The sequence below is a fragment of the Niastella populi genome (genome assembly GCF_002078015.1).
In the GTDB taxonomy this organism is placed as follows: domain Bacteria; phylum Bacteroidota; class Bacteroidia; order Chitinophagales; family Chitinophagaceae; genus Niastella; species Niastella populi.
Window position 1 is genome coordinate 100,651 of record NZ_LWBP01000188.1, and the last position, 14,057, is coordinate 114,707.

Annotated in this window: 14 protein-coding genes; 11 read left to right on the forward strand and 3 right to left on the reverse strand. The window is 48.0% G+C overall.

The window, feature by feature from the left end; genetic code table 11:
• Positions 1–31: 31 nt before the first annotated feature.
• The 4 genes from A4R26_RS17285 to A4R26_RS17300 all read left to right on the forward strand — a co-directional run bounded on the left by A4R26_RS17285 (position 32) and on the right by A4R26_RS17300 (position 2,729).
• Complete coding sequence (locus A4R26_RS17285; RefSeq protein WP_081166306.1) at positions 32–457, forward strand: VOC family protein; 426 nt, start codon at positions 32–34, stop codon at positions 455–457.
• Positions 458–631: 174 nt separating this feature from the next.
• Positions 632–1,138, forward strand: coding sequence for a DinB family protein (locus tag A4R26_RS17290; protein ID WP_081165542.1), 507 nt, complete (start codon positions 632–634; stop codon positions 1,136–1,138).
• Positions 1,139–1,198: 60 nt separating this feature from the next.
• Entirely contained in the window at positions 1,199–2,308 is a 1,110-nt protein-coding gene (locus A4R26_RS17295) for a pyridoxal phosphate-dependent aminotransferase (RefSeq protein WP_081165544.1), read from the forward strand.
• A gap of 115 nt (positions 2,309–2,423) precedes the next feature.
• Positions 2,424–2,729: a hypothetical protein gene (locus tag A4R26_RS17300; protein ID WP_133054718.1), complete on the forward strand. Its 306-nt coding sequence runs from the start codon at positions 2,424–2,426 to the stop codon at positions 2,727–2,729.
• Between the two features lie 2 nt (positions 2,730–2,731).
• On the opposite strand, the gene A4R26_RS17305 is transcribed toward A4R26_RS17300, so the two are convergent.
• On the reverse strand, positions 2,732–3,430 hold the full coding sequence (locus A4R26_RS17305; protein WP_165760315.1) for a carbohydrate-binding family 9-like protein: 699 nt from the start codon (positions 3,428–3,430) through the stop codon (positions 2,732–2,734).
• Between the two features lie 22 nt (positions 3,431–3,452).
• Complete coding sequence (locus A4R26_RS17310) at positions 3,453–5,261, reverse strand: PQQ-dependent sugar dehydrogenase (RefSeq protein WP_081165550.1); 1,809 nt, start codon at positions 5,259–5,261, stop codon at positions 3,453–3,455.
• Between the two features lie 264 nt (positions 5,262–5,525).
• On the opposite strand from A4R26_RS17310, the gene A4R26_RS17315 reads away from it, so the two are divergent.
• The 4 genes from A4R26_RS17315 (at position 5,526) to A4R26_RS17330 (ending at position 8,262) form a co-directional block, all read left to right on the forward strand.
• The gene (locus tag A4R26_RS17315; protein ID WP_081165552.1) at positions 5,526–6,227 is read left to right on the forward strand and encodes an acyl carrier protein; all 702 of its coding nucleotides are present in this window, start codon (positions 5,526–5,528) and stop codon (positions 6,225–6,227) included.
• A 63-nt stretch (positions 6,228–6,290) separates the two neighbouring features.
• Positions 6,291–6,806, forward strand: a complete 516-nt coding sequence (locus A4R26_RS17320) for a DinB family protein (protein WP_081165554.1) — start codon at positions 6,291–6,293, stop codon at positions 6,804–6,806.
• Positions 6,807–6,921: 115 nt separating this feature from the next.
• The gene (locus A4R26_RS17325; RefSeq protein WP_081165556.1) at positions 6,922–7,776 is read left to right on the forward strand and encodes a pirin family protein; all 855 of its coding nucleotides are present in this window, start codon (positions 6,922–6,924) and stop codon (positions 7,774–7,776) included.
• Positions 7,777–7,788: 12 nt separating this feature from the next.
• Positions 7,789–8,262: a Dps family protein gene (locus A4R26_RS17330; RefSeq protein ID WP_081165558.1), complete on the forward strand. Its 474-nt coding sequence runs from the start codon at positions 7,789–7,791 to the stop codon at positions 8,260–8,262.
• Between the two features lie 69 nt (positions 8,263–8,331).
• Here the strand turns inward: A4R26_RS17330 and A4R26_RS17335 are convergent, their stop codons facing one another.
• The gene (locus A4R26_RS17335; RefSeq protein WP_081165561.1) at positions 8,332–9,603 is read right to left on the reverse strand and encodes a hypothetical protein; all 1,272 of its coding nucleotides are present in this window, start codon (positions 9,601–9,603) and stop codon (positions 8,332–8,334) included.
• Between the two features lie 518 nt (positions 9,604–10,121).
• Here A4R26_RS17335 and A4R26_RS17340 point away from each other — a divergent pair.
• From A4R26_RS17340 to A4R26_RS17350, 3 genes are read left to right on the forward strand one after another with little or no spacing between them, the layout of a single operon-like run.
• Positions 10,122–11,423, forward strand: coding sequence for an SWIM zinc finger family protein (locus A4R26_RS17340; protein WP_081165564.1), 1,302 nt, complete (start codon positions 10,122–10,124; stop codon positions 11,421–11,423).
• A gap of 29 nt (positions 11,424–11,452) precedes the next feature.
• Positions 11,453–12,904: a DUF5691 domain-containing protein gene (locus tag A4R26_RS17345; RefSeq protein ID WP_081165566.1), complete on the forward strand. Its 1,452-nt coding sequence runs from the start codon at positions 11,453–11,455 to the stop codon at positions 12,902–12,904.
• A gap of 14 nt (positions 12,905–12,918) precedes the next feature.
• A complete protein-coding gene (locus A4R26_RS17350) occupies positions 12,919–13,998 on the forward strand; it encodes an ATP-binding protein (RefSeq protein ID WP_081165569.1) in 1,080 nt (359 codons plus the stop codon).
• Positions 13,999–14,057 lie beyond the last annotated feature (59 nt).

Sequence of the window (14,057 nt, forward strand, 5' to 3'; positions counted from 1 at the left end):
TCCAATTTTCAAACATTTAAAATAAATGACCATGCCTGCAATGAATCCTTACTTGAATTTCAACGGTAACGCCGAAGAAGCATTCAATTTTTACAAATCGGTATTTGGCGGCGACTTTACCATGATCGGCCGGTTCAAAGATATGCCCGAAGAATACCGCGGCCCCGAGTCGGAGTGGAACAAGATCATGCATATTTCCCTGCCAATAAAAGGTGGTAATATCCTCATGGGCAGTGATTCTCCCGAACATATGGGCAAGGTTATAGTGGGTAATCATATGCATATCAGCCTGCATCCCGAAACCAAAGAAGAAGCGGATAAACTGTTCAACGGATTGTCGGCCGGCGGCAATGTGGTAATGCCAATGGCAGATGCTTTCTGGGGCGCTTACTTTGGAATGTTCGTTGACAGGTTTGGCATTAGCTGGATGATCAATGTAGACACCCAACAGAAATAATCAGGCGCACAGATCAGAGACCGGTTTATTGAAAACCTGAAATTTTATAAAACGTCCATGGCAAAATTTTCAGTAAGCCACACCGGGGGGCCGCCGGCTGGCGGATTGCCATGGTAAGTGCCCTGCCCGTACGGTCAGGCCGGCATCTGGCAAAAACTCAATTATTATTTTAAGATGAAAACAGCCAATGAATTATTACTGGAATTTGAGGCAGCCACCAACGCAATTATCGAAAAGGTGGCTGCTTTAAGCCAGTCTGAGATCAATAAGGTTCCCTTTAGCGGCAGCTGGACGGCTGCGCAGGTTATTGAGCATTTGTGTAAATCGGACCAGGCCATGATACAGGCGCTGAACGGCCCGGTGCAGCCAACCAGCCGGCCGCCCGATGAAATGGTTGACAACCTGCGGAACATTTTTTTAGATTTCAGCACCAAACTGCCATCGCCTGATTTTATCATTCCTTCCAATGAAACTTTCGATAAGGAAAACCTGATCGGTACCTTTAAAGCAGGCCGCGCAGAAATTGGTAAAGCCATTCAAACGCTCAACCTTACCGAAACGGTTCATATGCCCATCTTCGGCAAACCCACCCGCCTTGAAATTTTAACCTTTGTTATTTTTCATACCATGCGCCATACCAACCAGGTAAAAAACATTACCGAAAAGCTGGCGGCGGTGTAAGAAAACAACCCGGTGCAGCATTCCTTTGGCTATTTTAGCGGTAGAACAAACCGCCTGCACATGTTGTACAAACGAATGCCAATAGAGAAGGAGTCGCCCGAGGAAAAAGGCTACGACACCATTTTGCATAACCTGGCCGAAAGTTCGGTAAGCGACCTTATGTTTAGTGAACTGAACCTGCAGCTGGGTGAGCTGAAACTGGAGTACATCCCTCACCGTGGCCATAATGCGCTCAGGCAAATGATAGGGAACGATGCAGGTGGTTTGCAAAAAGACCAGGTGCTGCTTACCAACGGGGCGGCGGGTGCGCTGTTCATCATAAATACCGCATTGCTTTCGCCGGCCAGCCACCTGATCGTCATTCGCCCCAACTACGCCACCAATATTGAAGTGCCGGTAACTATAGGATGTTCCATCGGTTATATCGATCTGCAGCTGGAAACAGGCTGGCGTATGAACATCCCGGCTATTGAAGCGGCCATTACACCGGCCACCCGGCTTATTAGTATCACTACGCCGCATAACCCTACCGGCATGACGATGACGCAGGAAGAATTACAGGCGTTGATCGCTATTGCCGAAAAAAGAGATATTTACCTGCTGGTAGATGAAACCTACCGCGATACCTGTTTTAAAACACCTTACCCGGTGGCGGCCTCCCTTAGTAAAAAGGTTATCAGCGTTTCATCCCTCTCAAAAGCTTTTGGCCTGCCCGGCCTTAGAATGGGTTGGCTTATAACGCAGGATGAAGAGCTGATGGAACAATTCCTGGCCGCCAAGGAAATGATCTATATCAGCAACTCCGCGCTCGATGAAGAAGCAGCCTTTCAGTTTTACCGGCAGAAGGAAAGGTTTGCTGCGGCCATCAATGAAAAAGCTATGGAGAACTATCAGCGGCTGGCCACCTGGCTGCAACAGGAAACCAGCGTAGAGTATGTGCTGCCGCAGGGCGGCGTTGTTTGTTTTCCCCGTTTCAGGGAACCTGAAGGCATTGACATCCCCCGCTTTTACGACACGCTTTTAAAAAATCACAAAACCATGGTAGGCCCGGGTCATTGGTTTGCCATGCCCGATGCCTATATGCGTATTGGTTTCGGCTGGCCCGGCAAACAGGCCTTTGAACAGGGGCTCCTGCATATAAGTGCGTCAATTAAAGCGAGTAAATTGTAAGCGGTATTTTTAATATCAGCGGTAGTATTGCTACTACCCGTTACCAGTAGGGATTACACTATTATTTAAGTAAATTTGAATAGCACAAAACCTCTGTTCAATACATAGCCATCATATGCGAAAGATGTTCCTGGCCATATTGTTAACCGGAATGCTCACCACAGCCTGCTCAAAGGATACCCGTGAGGAACCTACTGATAAAGAAACTATCGAATACTTCAATTACAACCTGAAGGCTGATCTGACATATGACGATCTGGTGAACCTGTTCGGTGTGCCCGATGGCGATATAGGAAGTGGTATTCATATTTATGTGTACGACCTCAAAGATGGTACAAAGGTGTACATTGGGTATTCCGACAAGATCATGTACGCCCGGCATATGAGCAGCGGCGGCCAGTTATTACATAATATAATTTAGTATCACTCCAAAGCCAGCTCGCCAAAGGCCGAAGGAATGTGAAAGTCGGGCCGGGGCGCATCGGGTTTTATCCAGCTGATCCAGTGTAAACCCGCTTTCCCCTCTTTTATGTTTTTACATTCAGCCCTGAAAAGACCGGCCAGCATGCGCCTGTTCTTAAGCAGGCCAAGCCCGGTGAGTGATTTAATGCTGATCGCCAACTCAACAATATACCCGTTTTTCACCGCGCTGGTCTTAATAACAAGTTGTTTCGCGGGCCATTGCCAGGCATAATCCATTTTACGGTAAAAGAACGCCCGGTAATCGAGCACCCTGCCTTTTGCATCCATTTCAAGACAATAGTAAGGGTTGAGGGCGGAATCGCGGGCCATAAAGATCTCTACCCGGTCCGATGCACCTACCTCTATCTTATTGTTGTTCTTCACAAGCGTGATCACGGAATCATCTTTTACCCGGTATAAACAATACAGCCATTTCCCGTCCCACAAGGCTGAAAAGGAAGTAGCCGGCGCTTTTTCTTTTTCCCATGGAAAACTAAAATCAGACAGCACGGCGGCCTTGTTCCAGGCCTTATTATCGCCTTTGCCGTTTAAGCGCATCACATTTTCCGGGATCTTTTTAACCACATAGGTTTGTGCCTTTGCCGGTACAACTGATTCGGCCAGTACCATAATAAATAATATAAATACAGCTCGCTTCATACTATGTAAGATAAAGAAGAGATCAATTGCCTGTTTTGTTTTTCGCGGTTGACAGGCCGTTACCCGTTGAATCATTTCTTATTTTGGCAACCGCCGCCGAGGAGATCAGCGTGTTGTCGTTATTGAACCTTTTATTGATCCAGGTGGCAATGGACGCAATGGCATGATCATCGAGAAACCCGCCATGCGCAGGCATAACCCCATTGTACGTTTTCCCGTTTACGACGATCTCGCCCTGCAGTCCGTATAAGATCACTTTTATCAGTTGTTCCTTATTGTTGAGCCAGTCTGACCCCGCCAGCGGGGGATAGCGATTGTTATCGCCCCTGCCGTCGCGCTGGTGGCAACTGGCGCAATAGCTGTTATATAATATCAGTCCGTTCATTTCACCGCCCAGGCCGAGGTTGTCTTTTATTTCATCGGGCGTTTTTATATAGGTGCGCGATTTGCGTTGCTCCATCGCGGTCAGGTCGTTTGCATTGAAAGCCTTCCTGTTGCCCTTGTACATCACCCGCCAGATCTTTCCTTTATTGGATTCTGAAATATACAACGACCCGTCTGGTCCCTGGGCCAAGCCCATGGGGCGGTACAATGCATCGCTGGTATTGAACACGGTATCAACGCCGGTAAAGCCATCGGCAAAAACCTCCCAGTTACCTGTAGGTTTTCCTTTTTCAAAGGGAACAAAACAAACGATATAACCCGCCTGCGGGTAGGGCGAGCGGTCGGTTGAACCATGAAAGGCAACAAAGGCGCCGTGTTTATACCGTTCGGGAAATTGATCGCCGGTATAGAACAGCAGGTCCATCGGCGCCCAGTGGCCGGGAAAACCCATCAGCGGCACATCGAATTTTGCCGCCCGGCCAATTATTTTTCCATCGCCGCCATAACCGGGTTGTAATACATTTTTACCCTGCATGTGATCGTAATAAGCGTATGGCCAACCGAAATCGGAATGCTCGGTAACTTTTAACAGGGGTTCAGCAGGAAGCACGGCCGCCTGCCAGGCGGTAAATACCTGGGGGTAGCGGGTATGAAAGTTATCCATTCCGTTCATGGCAACATATAAACTGTTATCCATGGGGTTCCAGTCGATAGCCAGTACGCTCCGGATGCCGGTGGCATATTTATGACCATCTTTTTGGGTTTGCCCTTTTTTGTCGGCACGGAACCGCCAGATGCCGGCATATTTTTCAAGGTCCGGGGCCGGGTCGAGCCCTTTGCCGCCCGGGATACCGGCAGGGCCGGCCATGTTTATATCCTGCGCGGCATCGGTTGGCGCCCCGAATGGCACATACATATTTCCCCTGTTGTCAAAGGCGAATGGTTTGGCCGTATGCCAGTGTTTGCGCAGGTGCTCGTCATCATCGGTGAGCATGATCTCGGTTTTACTATCGGGCACCAGCTGGCCTTTTTTCAGTTTGTTCCTGAAGATATTTTTAATAGTAGCGGTATACAGATAGTTATTATGAACGGCTATGCCGGCCGGCAGGCCGCCTTCATCTTTATAATCGCCAAAATAGGTTATGATGTCGGCTTTGCCGTCATTGTCGGCGTCACGCAGGCCCACCGTGCCCCCGCGGCCATGCATAATGTCGTTAAAGGTTAATTTAACGTATATGTCACCGTTGGTGTTTACGGTAAGGTGCCGGGCCCGGCCAATGCTGTCGGCAACTACTACGGCCTCAAAACGGCCGGGTAAAAAAAGGCCGCCATTGCCGGGGTCGCCGGCAGGCAGGGGCGGTTGTTTGTTCCGGCTGCAGAAAGCCAGGAACATACATATACAAATCAATTTGCTCATCCGGTAACGGTATGTAAGCTTTGAGGGCATGGCAGTTGGTTTAATGAATAAAAGATGCCTTATCAGTTCGCATGGGCAACTGACAGAAATATTACAGCAGGTTTCGCGTACTACAGGAGGGCGGACAAAAACGAGAGCTGGTCCTGTTACAAAACGAGGTGGGTTGTTAAGTGTAGTTTGTAATCTAAAATTATAAAAAAAATTGTCCCGGCCCGGGAGGAAGTTTTTTATTTTTTTACCTTTAAACGGTTGACCCTTAAATAACAGCAGACCCTTAAACAACCGAAACAGGCTATGGGACTCGATTCCGTAGAAATTCTGGTGAATGTGGAAAATGCATTCGGCATTACCATTTCCAATTACGAAGCGGAAAAAATTACCACCGTTGGCGACATTCACAACGTCGTATGGCGCCATGTGCAGGGCCGCCAAAGCATGCGCTGCAGATCGCAGCAATTGTTTTACAAACTGCGCTACCTGCTCATCAATAAATTTCAGGTACCCCGCGAGGCCATCGAACCGGATGCCTCGCTCAACGACATCTTTCCGAAAAAGAACAGGCGGTTAAAGTACCTCAGGCTGAAAAAGGAACTGCAGTTAAAGGTTCCTGAACTGGCGCTGCCGGCAGTATGGGGCAGGTTCTTAATGGTTACTGGCATTACCCTCATCGCCGGATCGCTTGCCCTGGCGCTGGTGTTAATTTATGGTTATGGCTATACCCCGTGGTTGTACGTGCTGCCTGGCCTCGGTATAATTTCAACCGTTTTTATATCGAACATCCTCGATGCGGTTCGTACCGAATTCAAACCCGGTCTTGTCAAAGCTTATACACAAATGGTACTGGCTTATAACTACGGCACCCTTATGACCAATAAAAGCATTGGCAGGCAGGAAATGGAGGTTATTATCAATCATATTGTCGCCGAAACCGCCGGGCTCGATCTGCATGAGATCGCCCCGGAAAAGAGCCTGACGAACGATCTGGGGATCGATTAACCCCCGTTAAACAAAAGCGCTGCCTGGTTGGTTATTGTTGTATCAATTTTAAAAAATACAACTATGAGTGATGTTGCCTTAACAACCGGAACACCCGTAAACGAACTGTTTATTAAAATGGCGGTTGATGCCTGGGATACCCAGTGCACCCGGCTTACAAAATTATTCGATGCACTTTCCGACGAACAATTGGCCGCAAATACTGCCCCGAACAGAAATACCGGAATTTACCTGCTGGGTCATCTGGTAGCTGTTACAGATGGTATGTTGCCGCTACTTGGTTTTGGTGAAAAATTATACCCTCAACTGGAAAAACCGTTCGTTACCAGTGCCGATGGCTCAGGCGCCGAATATCCGCCGGTACAGGAATTGAGAAAATACTGGAAAGAAATAAACGCAAAACTTTCAGGGCATATAGCTGCCACAACCCCTGCTGAATGGTTTGCAAAACATGCCGCGGTATCGGCTGAAGATTTTGCCAAAGAACCTCACCGCAATAAACTGAACGTTCTTATAAACCGCACGAATCACAACAGCTATCATTTAGGCCAGCTTATTTATCTGAAGCCAAAGAAGTAATGCAGTTGTTGTACGAATCATCTCTTGTGTTGTTGAATTCTGTTTAATGAACTGCAGCTCCTGTTTTATTTGCTAACTTAACGCGCCAATCGTTCGTTCAAAAGAAATACTGCACATGAATAAGAAGATCGATCATATTCTTCATGCCCGTGAGAAGAAGATCACCGATGAAGAAACCGTACGGCAACCCCTGCCTCATATGGATTTTCGCTTTGCCAACCCGTTTATCGTAATTCATCATAGCGGTCCGCTCACCTACAAACCCGGTCAGCAGGCCAGGATTCACCCGCACCCGCACCGCGGGTTTAGTCCGTATACGTTTATGCTGCAGGGCGAAGGGTTTCACCGCGACAATGCAGGTAATGATGAAGTGATAAAAGCAGGTGGCGTACAGTGGATGTTTGCGGGCAGGGGCATCCTGCACAGCGAAGGGCCAACAAAGGAATTGCTTCAGCAGGGCGGTGTAATGGAACTTATTCAGCTATGGATAAATGCGCCGCGGGCTAACAAAGGCGACAAACCTTTTTACCAGGCCGCTTCCGCCGGCCAGTTGCCAAAGGTAATTGACGAAGACGGTGTGCAGTTCAGGCTGGCCAGTGGGGAGTATAATGGCCAAACCGGGCCAATACAGAATTTCACGCCTGTTGTTTCAATGATCGGCGAAATAGGAGCCGGCAGGGAAATTGAATTGAATGCAACGCCCGGTTACTGGACATTGCTCTATGTTGCCAAAGGAAAGGTGACAGTAAACGATCAGCCGGTTGAAATGCATCACCTGGTGGTGTTTGACAAGGCGGCAGGAGATATCTTTGTATCGGCAACGGAAGATGCGCAACTATTGTTTCTAAGTGCAGAACCGATCGATGAGCCGGTTGCGGCCAAAGACAATTATGTAATGAACACCGCAGAGGAGATCGAGCAGGCGATGAGCGATTATAAAAACGGATTGTTTGGAACTTTAAGTTATTAAAATAGTATTTATATGCAACCTAACATTGGTATTAAACCTGAAAATCTAACTGGTGTATCGCACCTCCTGAACGGAATTCTGGCAGATGAATTTTTGCTCTATACCAAAACCCGCAATGCGCACTGGAATGTTGAAGGCCCCGATTTCCATGATAAACATAAATTTTTCGAAAGCCAGTACGGGCAACTGGATGAGATCATGGACGAAGTGGCAGAACGCATTCGCATTCTTGGCCACTATGCACCGGCTACCCTGAAAGATTTTCTTAAACTCACGCGCCTGACCGAACAAATGCGTGAGAAGAACGATAGCCAGGGTTATATTCGCGAGCTGCTGGCCGATCATGAAACCATTATCATTGCCATGCGGGAGTGTATCGATCGTTTTGCCAATGAGTTCAAAGATGCGGGTACCAGCGATTTCATTACCGGTCTTATGGAAGAACATGAGAAAATGGCCTGGATGTTAAGATCGCATCTGAGATAGAGCCACTATAAATGTGTACATGCAAATGCCTCCCGGCCAACCGGGAGGCATTTGCATGTAGGAGATATCTTAATCATAGTCAGACAGGCGAACGGCAAACACACAACGATTATCCACCCCGTATTTCTCCGTTTCATATTCGGTGAGGTTCCATAAATAACTGGTGGCGGTTTCGAGGTACAGGTCTTCTGCGCCATGCGGCCAGCGATAGCGAACACCGGCAGCTGCGCCGTCGTTGTAACGCGTTAACCGGGCTGTAGAACCTTCGTAACTGCTGTTGCCGGTAGTGGCCATAAAGGTTTTGTTACCGGCACGGTATACGCCCTGAATGCCGTTCACGTTGGTATTGTCGTTATCGATAGGCGTAATTACTTCGGGCTGCGGACTGGTTACAATTTGCCCGGCCGCGTTCAGATGGAAGCCATAAACTTTGGGAACGGTAGTGCTCGACGCCTCTATGTACTGGCCGGTCCATAGCATTTTATCCGGAGCGGTAGCGCCGGTGCCCAGTTCTATGCACGAGAATGGTTTTGCATTGGTGATCTTGTAATAGCCGGTCTGCGGCAAAATATAGGAGTAGTTGAACGCTTTCAGGCTGCCGCCGGTTTCCATGCCCAGCCTTGTTTCAGTGGCGTCGCCTGCTGCGGAAACGAACTTCGTAAGATCAAATACGCGAATGCCGAGGTTGGTATCGGCTACGTACACCTTGCCGGCATAACAGGCAATGCCGCCTGCGTGAATGGTTACCGGTGCATAGGACCCCAGCTGTACATACGAATTGGACGCTTTATACAATTCGCTGTTCGACATATTGGCTTTCTCCTGCACAAGCAGAATATGCCTGTACGTGATATTGCTCATGCTGGTAATATCAACCAGTGAAACGCGAACGCCTTTGTGCTGGTTGTTTACGCCGGCGATGTTACCGGGGCCAACACCATACCAGGTGATCAGCAGGAAATTCCTGCCGCCCCAGGTAAAACCGGTAATGCCCTGGGGGCGCCATTCATTGGTTTGCTGGTCGCCGCTGTTCCATTTGAAACCTTTTACCTGGTTGGCGGCGGGTATATTGAATCCGTAAACACCTGTATAACCACTGCTGGTGCCCACCCGGTTAAGGTTTAACTGGTCGGGCGTTTTATAACCATACGACGACAGGCTGTTCACGAAACTGCTTTCATCGGTGTAGGTTACCGTTACATTGGCGGCAATGGCGTTTTCCGTTGGCAGGCGGGGGCCGGGGTTGGATGTTTGATCGTCTGCAGCCGGCTGTGTATGTTTCTGGCAGGCATGCAATGTGGTGGCTGCTATTGCAGCAATACAATAGTTGCGAAGACTCATAGGATTGTTTTTAGGTTAAATTATAGTTGTTGATAGTTACAGAATAAGAAACGGGGGTGTATTGAATGCATTCAAATTTTCCTGTTCATAGTTAGCCAAAATCGGTAACAATAACAAAATAACTACCTGTTATTGGGCGGTGTTTTTTCCACAAAATACAGGCACACATTGCGTTTGAGCGGTATATTAAGTGTATGTGAAATCTGCAGTAATAAATGAAGGTTTATATTGAAGTTGGCTGGCAAAAAGCCGCAGTCCGGCCAAAGAAATATTCTATAATAATAGTATGTGAAGATGTGCCGCTGGTAACGTAATTTGAGGCGTGCGACCGGAAGTAATTTTTACGGGAATATCAATAATTGGAAATAAGGTGATTACGGTTTTCCTAAAAACGAAGAAAACCGGCCGGGCATCCTGGACAAGAACGGAAAAATATCATTTCACGTGATTAACTAAGGGACGGTATAAAACCGGTAAACGGCTGCTTTTTTTATACTTTCATTCTAAAATCATTACGCTTGCAATTATCCGAAGAACAAGTACTTGCCCTGGCGCCTGATGAATCTTCGAAAAAATCGGGAAAGGAATTATCCAATCCTGCCAAATGGGTAAGTAAAGGAATAAATGAACTGGCGCTTTGGGGCGAATGTCAGGGTAGCGGCAGCAAGCCATATCAAACCCAGATCGATGTGGTGAATGTTGCTTTTAAATGCAGTTGTCCAAGCCGCAAGTTCCCATGCAAACACGGTATTGGATTATTGTTGTTGTATGCCCGCCGTAAAGATGATTTTACCGTAAATGAAATGCCCGCCTGGGTGGCTGAATGGATCGGCAAACGGGCTGAACGGCAGGAAAAACAGGCGGTGCAAAAAGAAAAACCGGTTGATGAAGCGGCACAGGCCAAACGCCGCCAGGCGCGCGAGCAAAAAGTAAGCGACGGCATAGAGGAAGTTTTACAGTGGACAAAAGATATCATTCGCAATGGCATCATAGGCATACCTGAAAAAGGTGCTGCCTGGTTTGAAGGCATGGCCCGCCGCATGGTAGATGCACAGGCGCCCGGGCTGGCCGGCATGATCAGGAACCTGAGCGAAATAAATTTCTATCGCGATGGCTGGCAATCGGAGTTTATGGATCAGTTGTTGCGCCTTTACCTGGTGATCACCGGCTTTAAGAATAATGACAACCTTCCGTCTTTATTGCAACAGGACATTCGCACCTGGATCGGCTTCACCCAAAACCAGGAAGAATTAAAAGAGCAAACAGGCATTACCGATACCTGGCTCATACTGGGCAAGCAGGTTACCGAAGACGATAACCTCACTGTAGAGCGTAACTGGTTGTATGGTATCAAAAGCGACCGGTATGCGCTGGTGCTTCAGTTCATTGCGCGCGGACAGGGCGCGCAGTTTGCCTTTACACCCGGTTTGTTTGTAGAGGCGGAGCTGGTATTTTATCCATCCGTTGCGCCCCTGCGGGCTATTGTAAAAAAGCAGATCAATACCGATCAGGTACAGCAATACAAAGGCTTTTCAAACTGGCAGCAGGTGGTGGAAGCTGAAACCGCTTTCAGCAGTGCATTGCCTTTCCGCAGCGAACGGCCTTTCATTATTGAACAGGTACGCCCTGTTTTTTATAACCATCAATGGTGGCTGCAGGATAGCAGCCATGCCATGATGAATATTAAAGGCGGGTTTAAGAACATCTGGAAGCTATTGTCGTTAAGCGGCGGTGAAGCGCTGAATATGGCAGTAGTAGGGAAAGAAAAAGTGTACGAACCCTTTGGGGTTTGGTATCAGCACGAATACAAAATTTTATAACAGGAAGAGATTCTTTCAAATTGGGGGTTATGCAAACCTGGGATCAAATTATTAATACTGCCCTGTTGGGCACCGATAAACGAGGGCCTGGCGCCAATGAACTACCTGCCGCGCTTGCAGAAGCGGCGGCAATTATTCAACAAAAAACTACTGATAAAGAAGAACAGTTTTTACAAACCGCGGCACTGGCATTTAATTACCGCCAGTGCGGCACCATGCCATTGAAAAAAGAAAACGTTACCATCGAAAAGGCAGCACCGGAGGAAAAACAATACTGCTCGCTGCTGGCCGTGCAAACGCTGAACGATATTCTTGATTCGGAAAGTAATTCGCTGTTGCAGTTCTGGCTACAGCAATGCAGCGATAAAGCGCGTATTGTAACCCCGGAGTTTGTGCCGTTATTGATGAATATGGGCATTCAGCAAAAAAAACTGCAGCACCTGGTAGTTGCATGCTGTGGCAAACGCGGCGAATGGCTGAGCCGGTTCAACCCCGAATGGAATTTTTCTACCGCATCAACCGATGAAGACCTGTGGCAGACAGGTTCTCCCGAACAGCGCAAGTTGGTTTTGGAACAGGTACGCAAGGTTGATCCCGAAACCGCACGCGCCTGGCTGATGCAAACATGGCCGCAGGAAGATGCCGGTACAAAGATCGAATTCCTGCTGTTGCTGGGCATTAACATCGGTGCAGCGGATATTGTATTCCTCGAAAGCCTGTCGAAGGAAAAAAGCAAAAAAGTAAAAGATATTGCGCTTTGGTTGCTGAAACAGATCCCCGGTTCGCCGGTCGTACTGCAATACCAGCAGTTACTACAACAAAGTGTTACCAACGGACGAAAAGGATTGCAGGTTGAATTACCCGCGCTGGATGAAAACATTTTAAAGACGGGGATAGACAAACTAAGCAATAATAAAGATTATACCGATGATGAATTTGTGGCCATGCAGTTGATACAGGCCGTGCCGCCTTCCTTTTGGGAAACGCATTTACAAAGCACGCCTGATGTTATCATAAAAACATGGCAAAAAGATGCTACCGGTAAAAAACTGTTGCCCGCCATTGTGCAGGCGGTGGTTGCATTTAAAGACCAGCGCTGGGCAACGGCGTTTATGCAGAACAGCCATGTATTTTACATTGATATCATTCCCCTGTTGCCGGTAAAGGAACAGGAGTTCTACAGTATTAAATTTATTGGCCAGTTTGCCGAGAACGTTATCGAACACGCAATAAAAAGGGAAGATACCTGGAGCATCGATCTTACCCGCGCTATTTTCATTCATACCGCCAGAAGTGTTTACCAGTATAACCGCTCGTTCTACAGCCGGTACATACATTGTATTCCCGTTGGCATCATTCCTGAGCTGGCCAAATGCGCGCCAGGCGAAGAGCACCTGCGATCGACCTGGAACAATACCAGCGAGTACGTCACCACGCTGGTTAACCTCAAAAAACAAACCATACAATCCTTTAACGATTAAATAGTAAAACCATTATGTCGTCCTTATTACGTCAACACGCCGAACAGTTATTTGCACAGGAGCTGGAAGAATTGCAAAAACAGGATACAGGCAAACGTCCGGCCAACTGGAAATTAACGCCGCAGGGTGTGGTTACTTACCTTATTGGTGGTAAACTTAAAAACGGATTTGAAGTAACACCAAAATATATCGGTAATAAACGGTTGATGGAAATAGCCGTTGCTACGTTGACAACCGACCGTGCTTTGTTATTGTATGGATTGCCCGGAACGGCAAAGAGCTGGGTAAGCGAACATTTATCGGCGGCTGTAAGCGGCGATTCAACCATGATCGTTCAGGGAACTGCCGGCACCAGCGAGGAATCGATTCGCTATGGCTGGAATTATGCGCGGCTGCTGGCCGAAGGCCCTTCAGAAAAAGCGCTGGTTGAAACGCCGGTGATGCGTGCAATGAAAGATGGTAAGATCGTTCGCATTGAAGAGCTTACCCGTATCGGCGCCGATGTACAGGATACGCTCATTACTATTTTGTCGGAAAAAACATTGCCTGTGCCCGAGTTGAATATGGAAGTGCAGGCGGTTAAAGGATTCAATGTAATTGCCACGGCAAACAACCGCGATAAAGGCGTGAACGAACTATCAAGCGCATTGAAGCGCCGGTTCAATACGGTTATTCTGCCCGTTCCCGATTCAATGGAAGAAGAGATCGATATCGTAAAACGCAGGGTGGAGAGTTTTGAAAAGGTAATGGAGTTACCCGCCGAACCACCTGCCCTGCAGGAGATACGCCGTATTGTAACCATCTTTCGCGAATTGCGCAGCGGCGTAACCCTCGATGGAAAAACCAGGATCAAAACACCCAGCGGAACGCTGAGCACGGCCGAAGCGATATCGGTGGTAAACAATGGACTGGCCATGGCCGCTTATTTTGGCGACGGGCAACTGAAAGCGGCCGATCTCGCTGCAGGTATTATCGGTTCCGTGGTAAAAGACCCCGTACAGGATAAACTGGTTTGGCAGGAATACCTTGAAACCGTGGTAAAGCCAAGAGATGAGTGGAAAGATATTTACCGCGCCTGCAGAGATCTGATGTAAGCAAGGTATGCCACACTTACGACCGCATCGCCAGGGAAGTGTGGCTCTCCTAAATTAAT

Bases quoted from the DNA above. Each gene is read 5' to 3' on its own strand.
- A4R26_RS17285 (WP_081166306.1), top strand. From the start codon at position 32: ATGCCTGCAATGAATCCTTACTTGAATTTCAACGGTAACGCCGAAGAA.
- A4R26_RS17290 (WP_081165542.1), top strand. From the start codon at position 632: ATGAAAACAGCCAATGAATTATTACTGGAATTTGAGGCAGCCACCAAC.
- A4R26_RS17295 (WP_081165544.1), top strand. From the start codon at position 1,199: ATGTTGTACAAACGAATGCCAATAGAGAAGGAGTCGCCCGAGGAAAAA.
- A4R26_RS17300 (WP_133054718.1), top strand. From the start codon at position 2,424: ATGCGAAAGATGTTCCTGGCCATATTGTTAACCGGAATGCTCACCACA.
- A4R26_RS17305 (WP_165760315.1), bottom strand. From the start codon at position 3,430: ATGAAGCGAGCTGTATTTATATTATTTATTATGGTACTGGCCGAATCA.
- A4R26_RS17310 (WP_081165550.1), bottom strand. From the start codon at position 5,261: ATGCCCTCAAAGCTTACATACCGTTACCGGATGAGCAAATTGATTTGT.
- A4R26_RS17315 (WP_081165552.1), top strand. From the start codon at position 5,526: ATGGGACTCGATTCCGTAGAAATTCTGGTGAATGTGGAAAATGCATTC.
- A4R26_RS17320 (WP_081165554.1), top strand. From the start codon at position 6,291: ATGAGTGATGTTGCCTTAACAACCGGAACACCCGTAAACGAACTGTTT.
- A4R26_RS17325 (WP_081165556.1), top strand. From the start codon at position 6,922: ATGAATAAGAAGATCGATCATATTCTTCATGCCCGTGAGAAGAAGATC.
- A4R26_RS17330 (WP_081165558.1), top strand. From the start codon at position 7,789: ATGCAACCTAACATTGGTATTAAACCTGAAAATCTAACTGGTGTATCG.
- A4R26_RS17335 (WP_081165561.1), bottom strand. From the start codon at position 9,603: ATGAGTCTTCGCAACTATTGTATTGCTGCAATAGCAGCCACCACATTG.
- A4R26_RS17345 (WP_081165566.1), top strand. From the start codon at position 11,453: ATGCAAACCTGGGATCAAATTATTAATACTGCCCTGTTGGGCACCGAT.
- A4R26_RS17350 (WP_081165569.1), top strand. From the start codon at position 12,919: ATGTCGTCCTTATTACGTCAACACGCCGAACAGTTATTTGCACAGGAG.